The organism is Robertmurraya korlensis NBRC 107688, from assembly GCF_001591645.1.
GTDB lineage: Bacteria > Bacillota > Bacilli > Bacillales > Cytobacillaceae > Robertmurraya_A.
In genome coordinates, this window is record NZ_BCVH01000001.1 from 478,802 (window position 1) to 494,846 (window position 16,045).

Annotated in this window: 15 protein-coding genes and 1 riboswitch; of the genes, 11 read left to right on the forward strand and 4 right to left on the reverse strand. The window is 36.5% G+C overall.

All coding sequences use genetic code 11. The features are described from left to right. Positions 1-15 precede the first annotated feature (15 nt). The gene (locus BKO01S_RS02410) at positions 16-1,371 is read right to left on the reverse strand and encodes a TrkH family potassium uptake protein (protein ID WP_066048097.1); all 1,356 of its coding nucleotides are present in this window, start codon (positions 1,369-1,371) and stop codon (positions 16-18) included. Between the two features lie 350 nt (positions 1,372-1,721). Between BKO01S_RS02410 and BKO01S_RS02415 the strand changes: the two genes are divergently transcribed. The 7 genes from BKO01S_RS02415 (at position 1,722) to BKO01S_RS02445 (ending at position 9,560) form a co-directional block, all read left to right on the forward strand. Beyond that, entirely contained in the window at positions 1,722-2,660 is a 939-nt protein-coding gene (locus tag BKO01S_RS02415; protein WP_066048099.1) for an ABC transporter ATP-binding protein, read from the forward strand. Continuing rightward, positions 2,657-3,604, forward strand: coding sequence for a DUF2705 family protein (locus tag BKO01S_RS02420; RefSeq protein WP_066048101.1), 948 nt, complete (start codon positions 2,657-2,659; stop codon positions 3,602-3,604). Before BKO01S_RS02415 ends, BKO01S_RS02420 begins: the two co-directional genes overlap by 4 nt. A gap of 99 nt (positions 3,605-3,703) precedes the next feature. After that, positions 3,704-4,885, forward strand: coding sequence for an alanyl-tRNA editing protein (locus BKO01S_RS02425; protein WP_066049507.1), 1,182 nt, complete (start codon positions 3,704-3,706; stop codon positions 4,883-4,885). Positions 4,886-4,956: 71 nt separating this feature from the next. Beyond that, complete coding sequence (locus BKO01S_RS02430) at positions 4,957-6,045, forward strand: nitric oxide synthase oxygenase (RefSeq protein ID WP_066048104.1); 1,089 nt, start codon at positions 4,957-4,959, stop codon at positions 6,043-6,045. A 104-nt stretch (positions 6,046-6,149) separates the two neighbouring features. Next, entirely contained in the window at positions 6,150-7,841 is a 1,692-nt protein-coding gene (locus BKO01S_RS02435; protein WP_066048106.1) for a methyl-accepting chemotaxis protein, read from the forward strand. Positions 7,842-7,929: 88 nt separating this feature from the next. After that, a riboswitch (TPP riboswitch) is annotated at positions 7,930-8,028 on the forward strand. 62 nt (positions 8,029-8,090) lie between these two features. Next, positions 8,091-8,687 carry an energy-coupled thiamine transporter ThiT gene (thiT, locus tag BKO01S_RS02440; protein WP_066048108.1) on the forward strand — a complete coding sequence of 199 codons (597 nt, stop codon included), beginning with the start codon at positions 8,091-8,093 and terminating at the stop codon, positions 8,685-8,687. Positions 8,688-8,783: 96 nt separating this feature from the next. Then, positions 8,784-9,560: a divergent polysaccharide deacetylase family protein gene (locus BKO01S_RS02445; RefSeq protein ID WP_066048109.1), complete on the forward strand. Its 777-nt coding sequence runs from the start codon at positions 8,784-8,786 to the stop codon at positions 9,558-9,560. A gap of 44 nt (positions 9,561-9,604) precedes the next feature. On the opposite strand, the gene BKO01S_RS02450 is transcribed toward BKO01S_RS02445, so the two are convergent. The 3 genes from BKO01S_RS02450 to BKO01S_RS02460 form a co-directional block, all read right to left on the reverse strand. Beyond that, positions 9,605-10,495, reverse strand: coding sequence for a VanW family protein (locus BKO01S_RS02450; protein ID WP_066048112.1), 891 nt, complete (start codon positions 10,493-10,495; stop codon positions 9,605-9,607). Positions 10,496-10,593: 98 nt separating this feature from the next. Continuing rightward, the gene (locus BKO01S_RS02455) at positions 10,594-12,015 is read right to left on the reverse strand and encodes an alanine/glycine:cation symporter family protein (RefSeq protein WP_066048113.1); all 1,422 of its coding nucleotides are present in this window, start codon (positions 12,013-12,015) and stop codon (positions 10,594-10,596) included. A 137-nt stretch (positions 12,016-12,152) separates the two neighbouring features. Beyond that, the gene (locus BKO01S_RS02460) at positions 12,153-13,478 is read right to left on the reverse strand and encodes a hemolysin family protein (protein WP_066048115.1); all 1,326 of its coding nucleotides are present in this window, start codon (positions 13,476-13,478) and stop codon (positions 12,153-12,155) included. A 221-nt stretch (positions 13,479-13,699) separates the two neighbouring features. Here BKO01S_RS02460 and BKO01S_RS02465 point away from each other — a divergent pair, with 221 nt between their 5' ends. The 4 genes from BKO01S_RS02465 (at position 13,700) to BKO01S_RS02480 (ending at position 16,027) form a co-directional block, all read left to right on the forward strand. Next, positions 13,700-14,476, forward strand: a complete 777-nt coding sequence (locus tag BKO01S_RS02465) for an N-acetylmuramoyl-L-alanine amidase (protein ID WP_066048116.1) — start codon at positions 13,700-13,702, stop codon at positions 14,474-14,476. Between the two features lie 149 nt (positions 14,477-14,625). Further along, complete coding sequence (locus BKO01S_RS02470; RefSeq protein ID WP_066048117.1) at positions 14,626-14,985, forward strand: aminoacyl-tRNA hydrolase; 360 nt, start codon at positions 14,626-14,628, stop codon at positions 14,983-14,985. Between the two features lie 215 nt (positions 14,986-15,200). Next, positions 15,201-15,491, forward strand: coding sequence for a hypothetical protein (locus BKO01S_RS02475; RefSeq protein ID WP_066048118.1), 291 nt, complete (start codon positions 15,201-15,203; stop codon positions 15,489-15,491). 17 nt (positions 15,492-15,508) lie between these two features. Further along, complete coding sequence (locus tag BKO01S_RS02480) at positions 15,509-16,027, forward strand: HD domain-containing protein (protein WP_066048119.1); 519 nt, start codon at positions 15,509-15,511, stop codon at positions 16,025-16,027. The last annotated feature ends 18 nt before the right edge of the window (positions 16,028-16,045 follow it).

Below are 16,045 nucleotides of genomic sequence, written 5' to 3' on the forward strand. Positions count from 1 at the left end.
GAGGTTTTTTTGTAATTATCCAATAATAATACGTTCTTTAGGATAATGGTACTTTTCTCTAACAGGGTTTCCTCGAATAATAAATAGAAACGAGAAGATACCTATACGACCAATAAACATGACCACAATGATGACTAGCTTACTGGCTGTGCTTAAGTCTGCAGTAATTCCCATTGATAAGCCGGTCGTACCAAAAGCAGAACTGACTTCAAAGATAATCTCCATTAACCCTATTGAAGGCTCTAGAACAGCCAAAATGATGACCGAAGCTGAACATATCATAACTGCCGTTGTGATGACAATAAAGGATTTGAGAATGTCCTCTTGTAATACTTCCTTTTTAAATACTTTTATCGTATCTCGACCTTTTGCATATGTAAATATACTTAACATCATTATTGCAAAGGTAGTTGTTCGTATACCTCCACCTACACTGCTTGGAGAAGCACCGATAAACATAAGAATACATAAAAGTAGCAGGGTAGGAGTAGTAAATTCACTTACATCCATGGTAGCTAAACCACCATTTCGAGTAGTAACTGATTGGAATAATGCGTAAAAAAATGATTCATGCCAAGATTTTCCTGCAAAAAAATGATTGTATTCAAAAAGAATGATGAGTAAAGTTCCACCAATAACTAGAAGGAAAAATGTTGTTGATGTAACTTTTGAAAATAAACTAAATCGAAATAGGCTATCTTCTCTTCGAAACAAAAAATGCCGAACCTCAATAAGAACAGGAAAACCGATAGCACCCAAAATTAACAATATGATGTTAACAAGTTGAACAAAATAATCATTAGCAAAAGGAAGAAGGGACTGACCGGTAATATCAAATCCTGCGTTAGTGGTTGCACTAACACTCATGAAAAAGCCATGTAAAAAGGCTTCTTGCCAATTGGGGTAATAATTGATTAAGTAAATACCTAGTACTACACTGCCAATTACTTCAATCAATATAATAAGATAAAGGATTTGTCTCATCAACTGAACAAGTCCAGAAAGAGTAGACTGATTTTGGTCTGTCATAATTAACTTTCGTTCACGAAGTCCAATTTTTTTCCCCATTAGTAGCCAAATAAAAGTACCTAGGGTCATAATTCCAATTCCACCAAATTGAAGGATAAAAGCAAAAATAAAAGTTCCAGTCACACTTAGCTTTTCAGCGATAGAGATGGTAGAAAGTCCCGTAACACTTACCGCACTTGCGGAGGTAAATAATGCATCAATAAAGGAAATTTCCTCTCCAGCTTGTAAAGTAATTGGTAGCATTAAAAGAATAGTTGAAATAACCACAGCAAGTACATAAAATAACACAATGATTTGAACAGATGATAGCTTTTCCATAAAGATTTTTGAACTAATTTTCATTATAAACCTCTTTAAACAATTTCATTTTTGAGCAACAAATATAAACAATGGTCGGTCAATTTCTCCCCATTAATAGTATCCTAATTTTTCTCTTCTACTATACTAACGACATTAGGGAGGTCCTTTTCAATCTGAAAATCTGGGAATCAAGTTCTGACTTATTCTAACTTACCCATGAGTTCCAATTATACAAAAGATGATGATAATCTGGAAGTGATTTCTTCATTTGATCATCAATTTTTTGAGACTCATCCTTGTTGGAGTGGAAAATTAGTAATAATTTGTAACTTTTCCTAAGTTTAACCGTATAGGATAATGTATGCTAAATAAGGATTGAAAGAAGGGTGGAAATGACTCACTATGCTTTAGAAGTTCGAAACCTTACGAAGAAGATAGGGAAGAAAATGATTGTTGAGGATGTAACCTTTCAAGTTGAGAAAGGAGAGATTTTTGGTTTACTAGGCCCTAATGGAGCTGGGAAAACAACTATTATTCGGATGATTGTCCACTTAATGAATCGTACCAGAGGAAATGTGGTTATAAGTGGACATGATCTAGATCAATCTTTTAAGGAGGCAATGGGGGAAGTAGGCGCCATTGTAGAAAACCCTGAATTTTATAAATACATGAGTGGAATGAAAAATCTTAAGCATTATATGAGAATGGCAACAAAGGATATTTCAGATGAACGGCTTAATGAGGTAATACACTTGGTTGGTCTTGAACAGGCCATTCATCAAAAGGTGAGAACGTATTCACTAGGAATGAGACAAAGACTAGGAGTAGCTCAAGCTTTGTTACATAGCCCAAGTATACTTATTCTTGATGAACCTACGAATGGTCTTGATCCGCAGGGGATAAGAGAATTTCGTGATTATTTAAGATTATTAGCAAATCAAGGTATTTCTGTTTTAGTCTCTTCCCATTTACTTTCAGAAATGGAACTGATGTGTGATCGTTTTGCAATCATCGAAAAAGGAAAGCTTACTCATATTTCCCGAATGAATGAAACGGTTGATAATAAAAGTTTAACGAAACAACATGTAACATTTGAGGTTAGTAACGGTGAACAGGCTTGGAATCTTTTAATAAATCATAGTATTGGAGAAGAAGTTAAGGTAGAGGCTGATTTTATTTATGCTTCTATGGACCGGGAGACAGTTGCTAAGGCTAACCAGTTGTTTGTTTCTAACGGATTACAAGTATACGAAATTTCTTATTTAAAAACATCACTTGAAGATCGCTTCCTTGAACTGACCAATAAAGATAAAAAGGAGCAATCGATATGATGGGACTTATTCAAAATGAAATGATAAAAATCTTTGAAAAACGAGCAAGTTGGATTTATATGGCCATTCTAGTTGTTGCGATGGTGATTGGCGGATTTATTTATCAAAGAGTGAACGGTGAAGTAGATGAAAACTGGCGAGAAAATTTAGAAATGCAAAATGCACAGTATCAACATGAAATAACTTCAACGCCCGCAGATCAAGATACAACATGGCTTGAAGATCAAATTAAACAAAATGAAAGATTTCTTGAGAAAGATATTAATCCAACAGCCAAAACAAACTGGCATTTTATGAACGATGTCGTTATAGGGGTTACAATGCTGGTCACCTTGTTTTCCGTAATTGTAGCTAGTGCGGTTGTAGCTGCAGAGTTCTCAGATGGAACAGTAAAACAACTGCTCATTAGACCGCATAAAAGATGGAAGATCCTATTGTCAAAGTATGTTGCAGTTTTATTATACGCACTCCTATTAATGGCAACATTATTTGTCTCAGGCTTTATAGTTGGGATTTTATTTTATGGATTAGGAGACTTCCAGGCACCATTTTTTGAGTATACGTTAGAAGGACAGAAAGAGGCCATCCTTGGTACTCAATTTTTATTAAAGACAGCCTACTATCTTCCTAGCTTGCTTATGATTACTACCATTTCTTTTATGCTGTCCACTCTCTTTAAAAGTCAGGCCGTTGCAGTAGGAATAGGGATTTTTGTTCTATTTGTCTCATCTACATTAGGTGGACTGATTATCATGCTAGCGGAGAAGTATACGTGGGCAAAGTTCCTTATTTTCCCTCATCTAGACTTAACCGTTTTTGCTTTGCAAGATAAGATCTTGCAAAATATTACACTAGCAGGATCACTATCCATTCTTGCAATCTATTATATTGTGTTTATGATCGCGACATTTGTTTATTTTCAAAAGCGTGACGTAAGTATTTAATACCTATAAACAAGTAGAGAGGTAGAAATAGCTACCTCTTTTCTTTTTGTGATAAAGTAGGTGTAGCATTTCTAATTGAAAGAGAGTGTTTATCGTAAAATGACAAAAAAATTATATTATGAAAATGCGTACCAAACCACCTTTGAAGCAACTGTTATGAAGAGTGGAGACGACTATATTGTATTAAGTGAAACGGCCTTTTATCCAACAGGTGGAGGGCAACCACATGATAAGGGAACCATTAATGGACAAGAAGTTACGAATGTGGAAGAAATTGATGGAGAAATTCGCCATTATTTAAATGATTCCATTCCTATTGGTACGATAGTGGAGGGAATAATAGACAAGGATAGACGATTTGATCACATGCAGCAGCATGCAGGCCAGCATATCCTTACTGCTGCATTTGTAGAATTATATGGGTATGAAACAATCAGTTTTCATCTAGGTACACAAATAGTAACAATTGATCTAAATGTGGAGAATATTTCTCCAGTTGAACTAGAAAGAGTAGAGAAATTGGCTAACCAAATGATTCAAGAACAAAGGGAAATACAGACTAAGTGGATTACAAAAGAGGAAGTGAGCCAATATCCATTACGGAAAGACCCTTCAGTTGAAGATCATATTCGTTTGGTAATCATTCCAGAGTTTGACTATAATGCTTGTGGGGGAACCCATCCCCGAAATACGAGTGAGGTTCAAGCCATCTCCATCTTAGGGACTGAAAGACAAAAGAAAAAAACAAGAGTTGAGTTTGTTTGTGGGAATCGTGTACGTAAACAATTACATGATAAGACCACTACTGTTACGAAGTTAACGGGTCTTTTAAATGCCCCTCAAGGTGAGCTTGAAACTGCAGCAAATCGACTTATTAATAGAAATAAAACACTGGAAAAAGAGTTGAAAATGCTTCAAGAAACGGTTTTCCGTTTTGAAGCAATGGACCTATTAAAAGAAATAACGAGCATAGGGAATCAAAGAGTAGTTCAAGCTGTTTTAATAGATAAAAGTCTCCAAGAGCTACAAACCATCTCTCGATTTATTTTGGCTAATAACTCTGAAGTAAATGTTCTTTTAGTATCAGAGATAAATGGGAAACTGCAATTTGTGTGTCAAAGAGAACAGACACCTATCAATATGAAAAATCTTGCTCAATCGGTATTGCCAGCGATCAATGGAAAGGGAGGAGGAAACGAAAAACAGGCACAAGGAGGCGGAGAGGCTAAAACAATAACCTCTGATGCACTCCTCACCATGCTTTTACACCAATTAATGTGATTGTTTAGTAAACGTGAACGTTAATCTACAATAATAGTATTATGTAAACTAAAATACGTGAGGGATTAGCCTTGAATGATGAATTATTGCAAAAAGCGGAAGAGTTTATCACTATTTGCTATTTAGAACTTGAAAAAGACCAAAATACCCTTTTAGAAAGGTTAGAAGAGGTAAAAAGGCCGATTAGTGAGACGGGCACTTATGAGCATACACTAGAGGAACTGTCCCATGGCGCTAAGATGGCATGGAGGAACAGTAATAAATGTATTGGACGTTTGTTTTGGGATTCGTTGATTGTTAAGGATTATCGCCATTTACATCATTCCGAAGATATCATTAATGCACTTTTTGAACATATTAAATTTGCTACTAACAATGGTCATATCAGGCCGACCATCTCTATTTTTAAACAAAAAACCAAGGAACATTCTATTCGAATTTGGAATCATCAGCTTGTTCGGTATGCTGGATACAATACGGAACATGGAGTGATTGGAGATCCTCACTCTATTCCATTTACACGTGTGTGTGAAGAGTTAGGATGGAAGGGTAAACGTACAAAGTTTGACGTTTTACCTCTAGTGGTCCAAATAAATAATCAAAAGCCCGAATGGGTATCCATACCGTCTAGCCTCGTTATGGAGGTAAATCTTTCACATCCAGAATACAGTTGGTTTGAAGAACTTGAATTTAAATGGTATGGTGTACCAATGATTTCTGATATGTGCCTTGAAATTGGTGGGATTCAATATACGGCTGCTCCTTTTAATGGATGGTATATGGGGACAGAAATAGGTGCAAGAAATTTAGCAGATGAAGACCGATATAATGTTTTACCTTTAGTGGCAGAACGGATGAATCTAGATATGGCTAGAAATATCAGTCTTTGGAAAGATCAAGCGTTACTAGAGGTCAATCGAGCAGTTCTTTATTCCTTTAAAAAAGCTGGAGTAAGTATTGTAGACCACCATACCGCAGCTGCTCAATTTAAGTTGTTTGAAGAAAAGGAGAAAGTGAAAGGAAGGAAATTAACTGGAAATTGGACGTGGTTGATACCCCCAGTTTCTCCCGCACTAACACATATCTTTCACCAGCAATATGACAACAGCATTCAATTGCCAAACTATTTTTATCAAGTTCCCCCGTATGAAAAGAAATAGATTATGTCTATTTCTTTTCAATGGAAATAAAACGCTTCCATATCAAAAGAACTATTGTTAATATAGGTATAAAGTAAGTACAACCTATAAATGGGGGAGCAATCATGAATATCACTGTTCGTAAAAAAATTATAGGTAGTTTTGTTATTGTTTTAGTTATGTTAGTAGTTGTAGCAAGTGCTGGGATTATTCAACTTTATTCAGTAAACAACACGTATCAATCATTCTTAAAAGATGAAGTGGGTCAAAAGCTAGAAGTGAAGAATCTACAAGAGCAAATGATTAGAAAATCAGCAGCCGTTCGGAGCTTCCTACTCACTGGAGAAGCTGATTATCTTACAGAATACGATGAGGCAGTAAAGAACTTTGATAACTCTATGAAGAAATTAAAAACAACAATCACTGATAAGGAGTTATTAAATACGTTAACGGCTCTTGACGAAATGTCAAATAATGATTCGAAGTTTGCTCAAGATCAAATACAAATGAAAAAAGACAATGATGAATTAGGTTATTTAATTCTTGCAAAATCAACTGCACAAACGTTAGGTATGCAATTTAATGCAAAAGTAAGTGAACTTCTATCTATTCAAGAAAAACATTTAGACCATGCGAGTAGCTTGACCACTAATAAGATTGATAGAATTGTTACAATAATGATTGTAATAAGTGTAGCTGCGATTCTTGTCGCATTAGCACTAGCAACGATTATTAGTCTACAGATCGCAAAACCAATTGTTCATGCATCTAAGGCAATTGAGAAGGTTGCAAGCGGTGATCTTTCTATAGAAGAAATTCAAGTGAAGAATAAAGATGAGATAGGGGCAATGATACAGTCTGTCAACCTAATGGTTTCTGGATTGAGAGAAGTAGTTGTTCAAGTAAGAGATTCATCAGCTCAAGTTGCAGCTAGCAGTGAACAACTAAGTACAAGTGCACAGGATAGTACTCAAGCAAGTGAACAAATTTCTCATATTGTTGAACAGAATTCAGAGGGTATGGATTTGCAACTTCAACATTTAACCAAAATCCACGCATTAATTGAAGAAATGTCTACTAATATCAGTTTAATTACAAAAAGTAGTGAAAAAATGCTCGTTACAGCAGATAATACGTTTCAAGTTACTGATCAAGGAGCATTATCTATCGAAAAAGTGGTTAACCAAATGAATCTTATCAATGATGGGGTTATAAATACTTCTCAAATCATTCGTCAGTTAGGGAAACGCTCAAACGAAATTACTTCAATCTTAAATATGATTACCACCATTGCAGATCAGACGAATTTGCTTGCTTTAAATGCGGCAATTGAAGCGGCGAGAGCAGGGGAACACGGCAAGGGATTTGCTGTAGTTGCGGATGAAGTAAGAAAGCTTGCGGAGGAATCAAAAAAATCGGCTGATCAAATCACTAAGATGATCTCTTATATCCAGACAGAGACTGAATTAGCTGTTTCAGCAATGGAAGAACAGTCTTATAAAGTGTCTGACGGCTTCGAATATAGTCAGGATGCAAAAAGAGCGTTTACTCTTATTGGTGAATCAATGGGAGACGTAATTGAAAAGGTATCAGACGTTTCATGTGCGATTGAACTATTAAATATGAATAATACAAATGTCGTCCAAGCAATCGGAGAGGTAAAAGGTATCGCAGAAGCAAGCGTTGCTACAACTAGAGAAGTGGCTGCAGGAACAGAAGAAAACGTAGCAACACTCCAGGAAGTAACAGCAAGTGCTCAAGACCTGTCAGGAATGGCTGAAACCTTACAGCAATTAGTCAGCCGATTTAAAATATAAAACACCGAAAAGCATCCAGTTTATTTCTAGATGCTTTTCTAGTTCATTTCTATGGTATAATGAAATGGAATTTATAAACTACATATAATGAAACCACAAGGGGAGCATTTTGCTGAGAGTGAACGTTTGTTCTGACCCTTTGAACCTGTTAGATAATTCTAGCGCAGGGATGTGGACTGACTGAATTTTTTGTGCAATCATGTCTATCTACGCTCTCCTTGGGGTTTCCAAAAAAGGAGAGATTTTTTTATGGGAAACAAACGATTAATTATGATGATTGAAGCATCTTTTTTTGCTGCCTTTGCATTAATCCTAGACCTGCTTCCATCAATCAAGCTGTCACCTAGCATTTCCATTTCATTTGCAATGGTACCAATTTTAATTATTGCTTTTAGATGGGGATTCCTTGCTGCAACCGCTTCTGGATTTATTTGGGGACTATTACAAATCGCTATGGGTGATGCTTATATTCTGACTCCGTTACAAGGTTTTATTGAGTATTTTCTTGCCTTTGCGTTTATTGGATTTGCTGGTCTTTTTATGAAGAAAATTCAGGTATCGTTAACAGAAAATAAGAAAAAAGCCCTTCAATGGATTATTATTGCGACATTCGTCGGAAGTACGGCACGTTACTTTTGGCATTTTATCGCGGGATTTTTATTCTGGGGAGAATATGCACCAGAAGGAATGTCGCCGTTGTTATTTTCACTCGGGGTGAACGGTGGTACGATGATTGGGGCAGCCATCTATTGTTCCGTTATTTTGTTCCTATTAGTGTCTAGCTCACCAAGATTTCTTCTCCACAAAAGGGCTTCCTCTTCAGAGACTATGAAAAAAATATCATAATCTCACACTCGTCCAATATTTTGGGCGAGTTTTTTGTATGGATATTTCTATATGAGAGAAACTATCTCAACAACTAATATTCAAATGGAGGATTTTATGAAAAAAACTTCATTTATCTTTTTATTGGTCATTTTTGCATTGTTCCCTCAACATGGATACGGGCAGGAAATGAAAAAGGCAGCTATTATTATCGATGATTTTGGTGGTGGTGTGGGAGGTGTTAAGGATTTTCTAGAAGGTGATGTGCAAATCACGGCCGCTATTATGCCTTTTAGTGAACTTTCTAAGAAGCATGCAGAATGGGCATATAAAAATGGCTTAGAAATTATGGTGCATTTGCCTATGCAGCCCAAAAAGGGAAAAGCCTCTTGGTTAGGGCCTAAGCCAATAACGAATGACTTATCTAAGAAAGAAGTAAGAAAGAGAGTCATTGATGCCATCGAAAGTGTTCCTTATGCTATGGGGCTAAATAATCATATGGGCTCCCTAGTTGTTGAAAACGAAGAGATTGTAAGAGTCATTGTCGAGGTGGCAAAGGAGAGAAAACTTTATATTGTAGATAGTGCAACAAGTCCAAAATCAAAATTTGAAGAAATTACTGAAGAATTAGATGTACCCTTTATTAAGAGAGACGTGTTTCTAGATGATATCTGTTCTATAAATCAGGTCAAGAAACAAATGCATATTCTTGCAAGAATTGCCGAGAGCAGGGGAACAGCTGTTGCCATTGGACATGTTGGTACATCTGGCAAGGTATGCTCGTTAGGTGTTACTGAGTCAATGCCAGAGTTTAAACATAAGCATATAAAGGTAGTACCTGTATCCGAACTGTTATCTGATTCCATCCGTTCAAAGTATTTTCAACTATATTAAAAAAGGCTGTCCAGTGTGAGGGTTCCCTTACTGGACAGCCTATTTTATTGATATATGCTTGGTACTTGAGTATGTTCAACATTGACATCGTCCGATGTATATATAAGAATTGCTACTGAACCGCCTATTACTTTCGAACGGATCAAAATAGGATGCTTATAGATATTCATAAAAACAAAATCAGGTCCATACCAGCTAACCGTTGCATCCCTACCTGGTGGAACATAAGGAACACGTTTTGAATGGGAGTAGCGTTTAACAATTTTTAACCCAGCACGATCAACGGCATTAAAGAGAGTAGAGGAAACCTGGCATATCCCTCCGCCTATTCCTTCAGAAAGCTCTCCACGAACAATAATAGGGGCTGGCAAATATCCACGTTGTTTGGTCCGTTGACCGACAACCTCGTTAAACGAAAAGCTCTCACCTGGAAAAAGTACGTAGTTATTTATGGCCTCGGATGATTTCCTTATGTTGTTAGTTCTTGAGGCATTGTAGCTATTAAAATAGGTAACATAATATCCGATTGCTTGTTGGCGAATTCTTGATAATAACTCACTATCCACCTCTGGATAAATAGGTCTTTTAGGTACAGTAAGTGTTTTTGCCCCTTTACCATAAAAATAGGATTGATATAGGGTATGGAAGGCACTCTTATCAAGTTGATATCCAAGCTTCTCGGGCTGTATATTTCCATGTTCATCAAGATACGCATTTCTGGGTTCCATGTACACTTGTTGAGAAAGCTCAGCAGTTAATATGTCAAGATGATGTAAGTCCATTAGAGGAGTATCAGGTAGAGGAAATACTAATTCTTCGCGATCAATAGTCATTATTGGCTGATCCTGATCAATCAGTGTAAGTACATCCTGGTTGGTTGGTTGTTGAACTAGCATAAGAATAGATAAAAGTCCTGTAAATTTCAATTGTATCATCCTTCCACATAGGTAGCATGACTATTATTCCTAGTTCATTAATTCCTTATGCGGTGATCGGCAAATGAAAAAGACTGGGAAGATCCCAGTCTTTACAATTAAGCCTTTTCCGTTGTTTCTACCTTTTGTTTTGGCCAGCTTTCTACCCCTTTTAAACCAGGGATGCTATCTTCATAAAACACTGGGTCAAGACCTTGCTTACGCTGATCAAGGTAGTTATCTAGTGTTTTAAACGCAATATTACCAAGTAAACCAATGGCAATAAGGTTTGTAAATGCCATAATGGCCATTGCTAAATCGGCTAGGTCCCATACGATTTGTAAGCTTGCAACGGCTCCAAAAATCACCATTCCAACCGCGAGAATTCGGAAGATGTGTAATGTAGCTTTACTTTTATGAACAAATTCGATATTTGCTTCTCCATAGTAGTAGTTCCCTATAATTGAAGAAAATGCGAACATAAAAATGGCAAATGTTAGGAAGAGACTCGCCCAGCTTCCAAAATGTTCACCTAACGATGCTTGTGTAAGTTCAATACCTTGAAGACCTGTCGTATATGAATCTGATAGCAAAATAATAAATGCAGTCGCTGTACAGACAATAAGTGTATCAAAAAATACGCCTAAAGCTTGAACAAATCCTTGCTTTGCAGGGTGAGAGACAACTGCCGTAGCTGCAGCATTAGGAGCACTACCCATACCCGCTTCGTTTGAGAATAATCCTCTTTTCACACCCATCATAATGGCAGCACCAATCCCTCCACCAATGGCTTGGTCGATACCAAATGCGTTTTTAATAATAAGTGCAAAAACTCCTGGTACTTCTGAAATATTCATAATGATAATGTAACTGGCTAAAATAATATAAAAGAAGGCCATAATAGGTACGATAATAGATGAAAACTTTGCTACACGATGTACCCCGCCAAAAATAATTACAGCCGTTAAAATAGCTAAGACAATCCCTACAGGTAATCCATCGAAACCAAATGAACTATTAAAAGAAGCAGCAATCACATTACTTTGAACAGCAATAAATGTTAATCCGAAAGAAAATATAATACCAAAAGCAAATACTTTACTAAGTCCAACGGATCCTAGCTGTTTTCTCATATAGTATGCAGGACCGCCTTTAAACCCTGAACCATCTTTTACTTTGTAGATTTGTGCTAATGTACTTTCAACAAATGCGCTCGCGCCACCTAAAATGGCAACCACCCACATCCAAAAGACAGCACCTGGACCACCTACAGCTATAGCCATTGCAACCCCAGCAATATTTCCCGTCCCAATTCTTGTTGCAGCACCGATAAAAAATGCCTGTAGGGAGGAAACACCCTTTCCATTTGTTACATCCGTATTTTTATCTTTTAATACGCGAAACATTTCTCCAATTTTTACGATTTGAACAAAGCGCATTCTTATCGTAAAATATACACCTAAGCCTAATAACAATCCAATCAGAACATAAGACCATAAAATATTATTTGCTTGTCCAACCAATGTTTGAATCCATTCCATTGAATATCCTCCTGATGTCGAAATTTGAGTTTTTATGCACATTAGTTGAATTATGTAGAAAATTCTCTTATATGTCAATTGATATTTTTGTAAAAATAAAATGAAATCATACAAAAAAAGACGTTACAGGAACGTCTTTACTTCGTATTTTCCACTTCCTTAAGAATGATAACCTGAATTTTTGAAACTCTTAGTTCATCCAATTGAGTTGCAGTAAACTGTACACCGTTAAATGAAAGGGAAGGTTGCTCATTTTGCTCAGGAAATCTCCCCAACTCTCCAATGAAAAACCCGCTTAATGTTTCATATTGGTCTAAAGGAAGTCCAAGTTTTAACACTTCTTCCACATCATCTAAGCTGGTCGTTCCTAGGATGGTATATTCACCATCATTAACTTTTACTATTTCAATTTCCTCATCTTCATTCTCATCGTATTCGTCAAAAATATTTCCAACAATTTCCTCAAGTAGGTCTTCAATAGTTACAATTCCGTCTGTTCCTCCATATTCATCTAAAACAATGGCCATATGTGTTTTATTCTTCTGTAGTTCCTTAAACACATCATCCGTTCGCATGGATCCAATCACATAAAATGGAGGCCGAATAATATTTTTCATTTCAAAAGGACGGTTATCTTCATGCTCCATAAATTCAATTAAGTCTTTTACATGAAAGAGACCGATGATCGTATCCATGTCCTCTTCATATACAGGGAATCTTGTATATTTTTCCTCATTTACAATTCGTACGACGTCCTTAATGGTTGCTTCAGCAGGAATACCAGCGATGTTTGTTCGGTGGGTCATGATATCAGTAACGTACGTATTATCAAAGTCAAAGATGTTGTTAATCATTACGCTTTCTGTCTCCTGAATAGTCCCTCTTTCTTTTCCAATATCAAGCATAAGCTTGATTTCTTCCTCTGTTGCGTCCTCATCCTCAGCATGTGGGTCTACACCAAAAAAACGAACAATTAGGTTCGTGGATCCTGTAAGCAATTTCACAAAGGGAGAAGACACCTTAGACAAGGTAGTAAGAGGTAAAACGGCAATCATTGAAATGGCTTCTGCTTTTTTCATTGCCAAACGTTTTGGAACTAATTCTCCAAATACAAGAGTAAAGTATGACAAAATGATTGTAATGACAAAAACGGATACGGTGCCTAGCATTCTTTCTGATAATGGTACCCCTAAGGTAAGTAGCAGTTGAGTGAAATCACTAGCAAAGTTTTCAGCTGCAAATGCACTGGCTAGGAACCCAGCTAATGTAATTCCAATTTGTATCGTAGCCAAAAATCGACTAGGTTCACTTAGTAGCTGATGAAGCATCTTAGCCTTTTTATGTCCTTCATCAGCCATTACTTTAATTTTATTATCATTTAAGGAAATAAGGGCAATTTCTGATGCCGCAAAGAAGGCATTTATTAAGATTAATACGACTAATATAATAAGCTCAATGCTCAAAACTAAATCATCCTTTTAAGATAGTTTCTACTTCTATGTATAAAGTATTCTTCTTTCGTTTGTATAAAATACTGTACTATTCTAATATATGAAATGCAAAAAAAACTGTAAAGGTGAAACAAGGATAAAATTTATACCATTCAATAGCGCAAAAATAGGTGAAAACATTGTCTAACTTTGCTGTTCTTTCATATATAAGTAGTAGGGAGGTGAAAAATAAAATGGTTAAAATATTTTTAGACCCTGGTCATGGAGGAGTTGATCCTGGTGCAACAGGGAATGGTCTTCAAGAGAAAAATATAAACCTCAGTGTTGCTTCAACTATCCAAAATATTCTAATAAATGAATACGAAAATGTTGAAGTTCGAATGAGTCGTACGGGAGACCAAACGGTGAGTTTATCTTCACGAACAAATGCAGCTAACTCTTGGGGAGCTGATTTTTTCCTTTCGATTCATGTAAATGCTGGTGGTGGAACAGGCTTTGAAAGTTATATCTATCCTAATGTCGGAGCACCCACAACTACCTATCGACAAGCCTTACATGAGGAAGTGCTTAAATCGGTAAATTTCAATAATAGAGGCCAAAAGCAAGCGAATTTTCATGTGTTAATGGAAACGACTATGGATGCTGTCCTTACAGAGAACGGATTTATCGATAATGCATCTGATGCCGAAAAGTTAAGAAACCCATCGTTTCTTCAAAATTTGGCTAGGGGACATGCAAATGGAGTAGCTCGAGCATTTAACTTAAGAAGAAAATCTACACCTGATCCATCTCCAGTACAAGGAGTTTATCGTGTCCAGATCGGAGCATTCCGTAATAGCGAAAATGCTGAAGAGTTATCCGAAAGGGCCATAGCGAAAGGTTTTCAAACCTATGTGTACCAAGATGATGGACTTTTTAAAGTGCAAATTGGAGCCTTTGCAGATAGAAGTAGAGCTGAAGAGTTAGCAAGTAGAGCAGAGAGAGAAGGGTTTGATGCTTTTGTTCATTAAGGATAAACCGGCAGCACTTCTATAAGGAGTGCTATTCTTTTTATGGACAAGATTGGTGGTCGAGTAATCAATGGTTTTCGCATAGATTTTATATTTATGAGTATACATAGAAGAAAAGTTGAATTTGTTGTTGTAAGGGAGGAGATTCGGTGAATAATGAGGTCGTACAATATTATGTTGTGAACGAGGACTTGAAGCTGTCTCCTGGGAAACTTGCCTCACAAATTGCTCATGCAGCTACTATTTCTACGATAAATATGGTCAGCTCCAAGCAAGCTAGGTTTCCCGATTATTTCGAATATTATGTGGAATGGTACCAGTCAGGCATGAAGAAAATGATATTAAGGGGTAGTGAAAACGAGCTCGAAACGTTAGTGGAAAGTGGGTTCTATGCAGTTCATGAAAAGGGGAAAACAGAAGTACCAAATGGTAAGTTATCAGTCGTTGCCTTACCACCTATGCCTAGACTCTTAAGTAAAAGATTTGTTAGCCAGTTTAAAAGGTTTTAACATAAACGAACGGACTCGCAAAAAACTGCTCAAACTTGCAAAACAAGTCAGCAGTTTTTTCATTATAGTTGATAAAAATGTGAAAAAGAGATAAGGGAGAAGAAGGATTCAAGCAAGATTTGTAGAATAGTATACAGAAAATTATGACAATATGAAATAACTCCTTCTCTTTTTGTATATATTTTATTAAGAAAACGAATAAGGAGGGAATTTATATGGGGAAGATATTGAATACTTGGTCATTTTTCATGGTGTTACTTTCTTGTGGGCTCGTATTTGTTCTTTCTACTAATATACTTACTTCATACTTTATACAATGGGTTGGAGTCCATCCGTTAAAAATCATTTATTATTTTACACTTATTGTTTTTTTCGTTGGCATCATTGGTTTTTCAGGTGTTGCTGATTGGAAAGGGGCGATAAGAAGTGTCATCACAGTAGGCCTAGCTGCGTTTATTATCGTTTTTTTGGCCTATATTATCTATGTTGGGAATTTACTTGAGTAAAAAGGAGGAGACAACAATTGCGTGACGTTGAATTGAAGGCTATTTTTGACCATCACATCGCACAAAAGTATTTGACTAGATCAGGCATTTCCCATGCGATTGCTGTCGCTTACCATTCCTTTCACTTAGCTAAGAAACACTCCGTACCTGTTGATCTAGCAGCAAAAGCTGGTTTGCTGCACGATATCGGTCATTTTACTTGGTATAAAAACGGGAAGTGGGATTACGAGATGTATAAAAAATACGATATCCATCCAATAAAAGGGGCTGAACGAGCTCATAAGTTATTAATTCGCCTCGGTGAAAACCCCGCCTCAGCAAAGGTTATATCACATGCCATTCTTTTCCATACAGACTCGTTTCTACCAACTAATACGATTGTGAGAACTCCCTTACAAGAAATTGTGAAAAAAGCCGATGAAATGGATGAGGAAGAGGGAGGGTTACATCATTACCGTTCGATTTCCAATGAGAGAGCACGAAAGAGTTTAGAAAGATTAGATCAAATGATTGATATAGAATTAAATAGGGGATAAAACACTTTTCTGCTACAG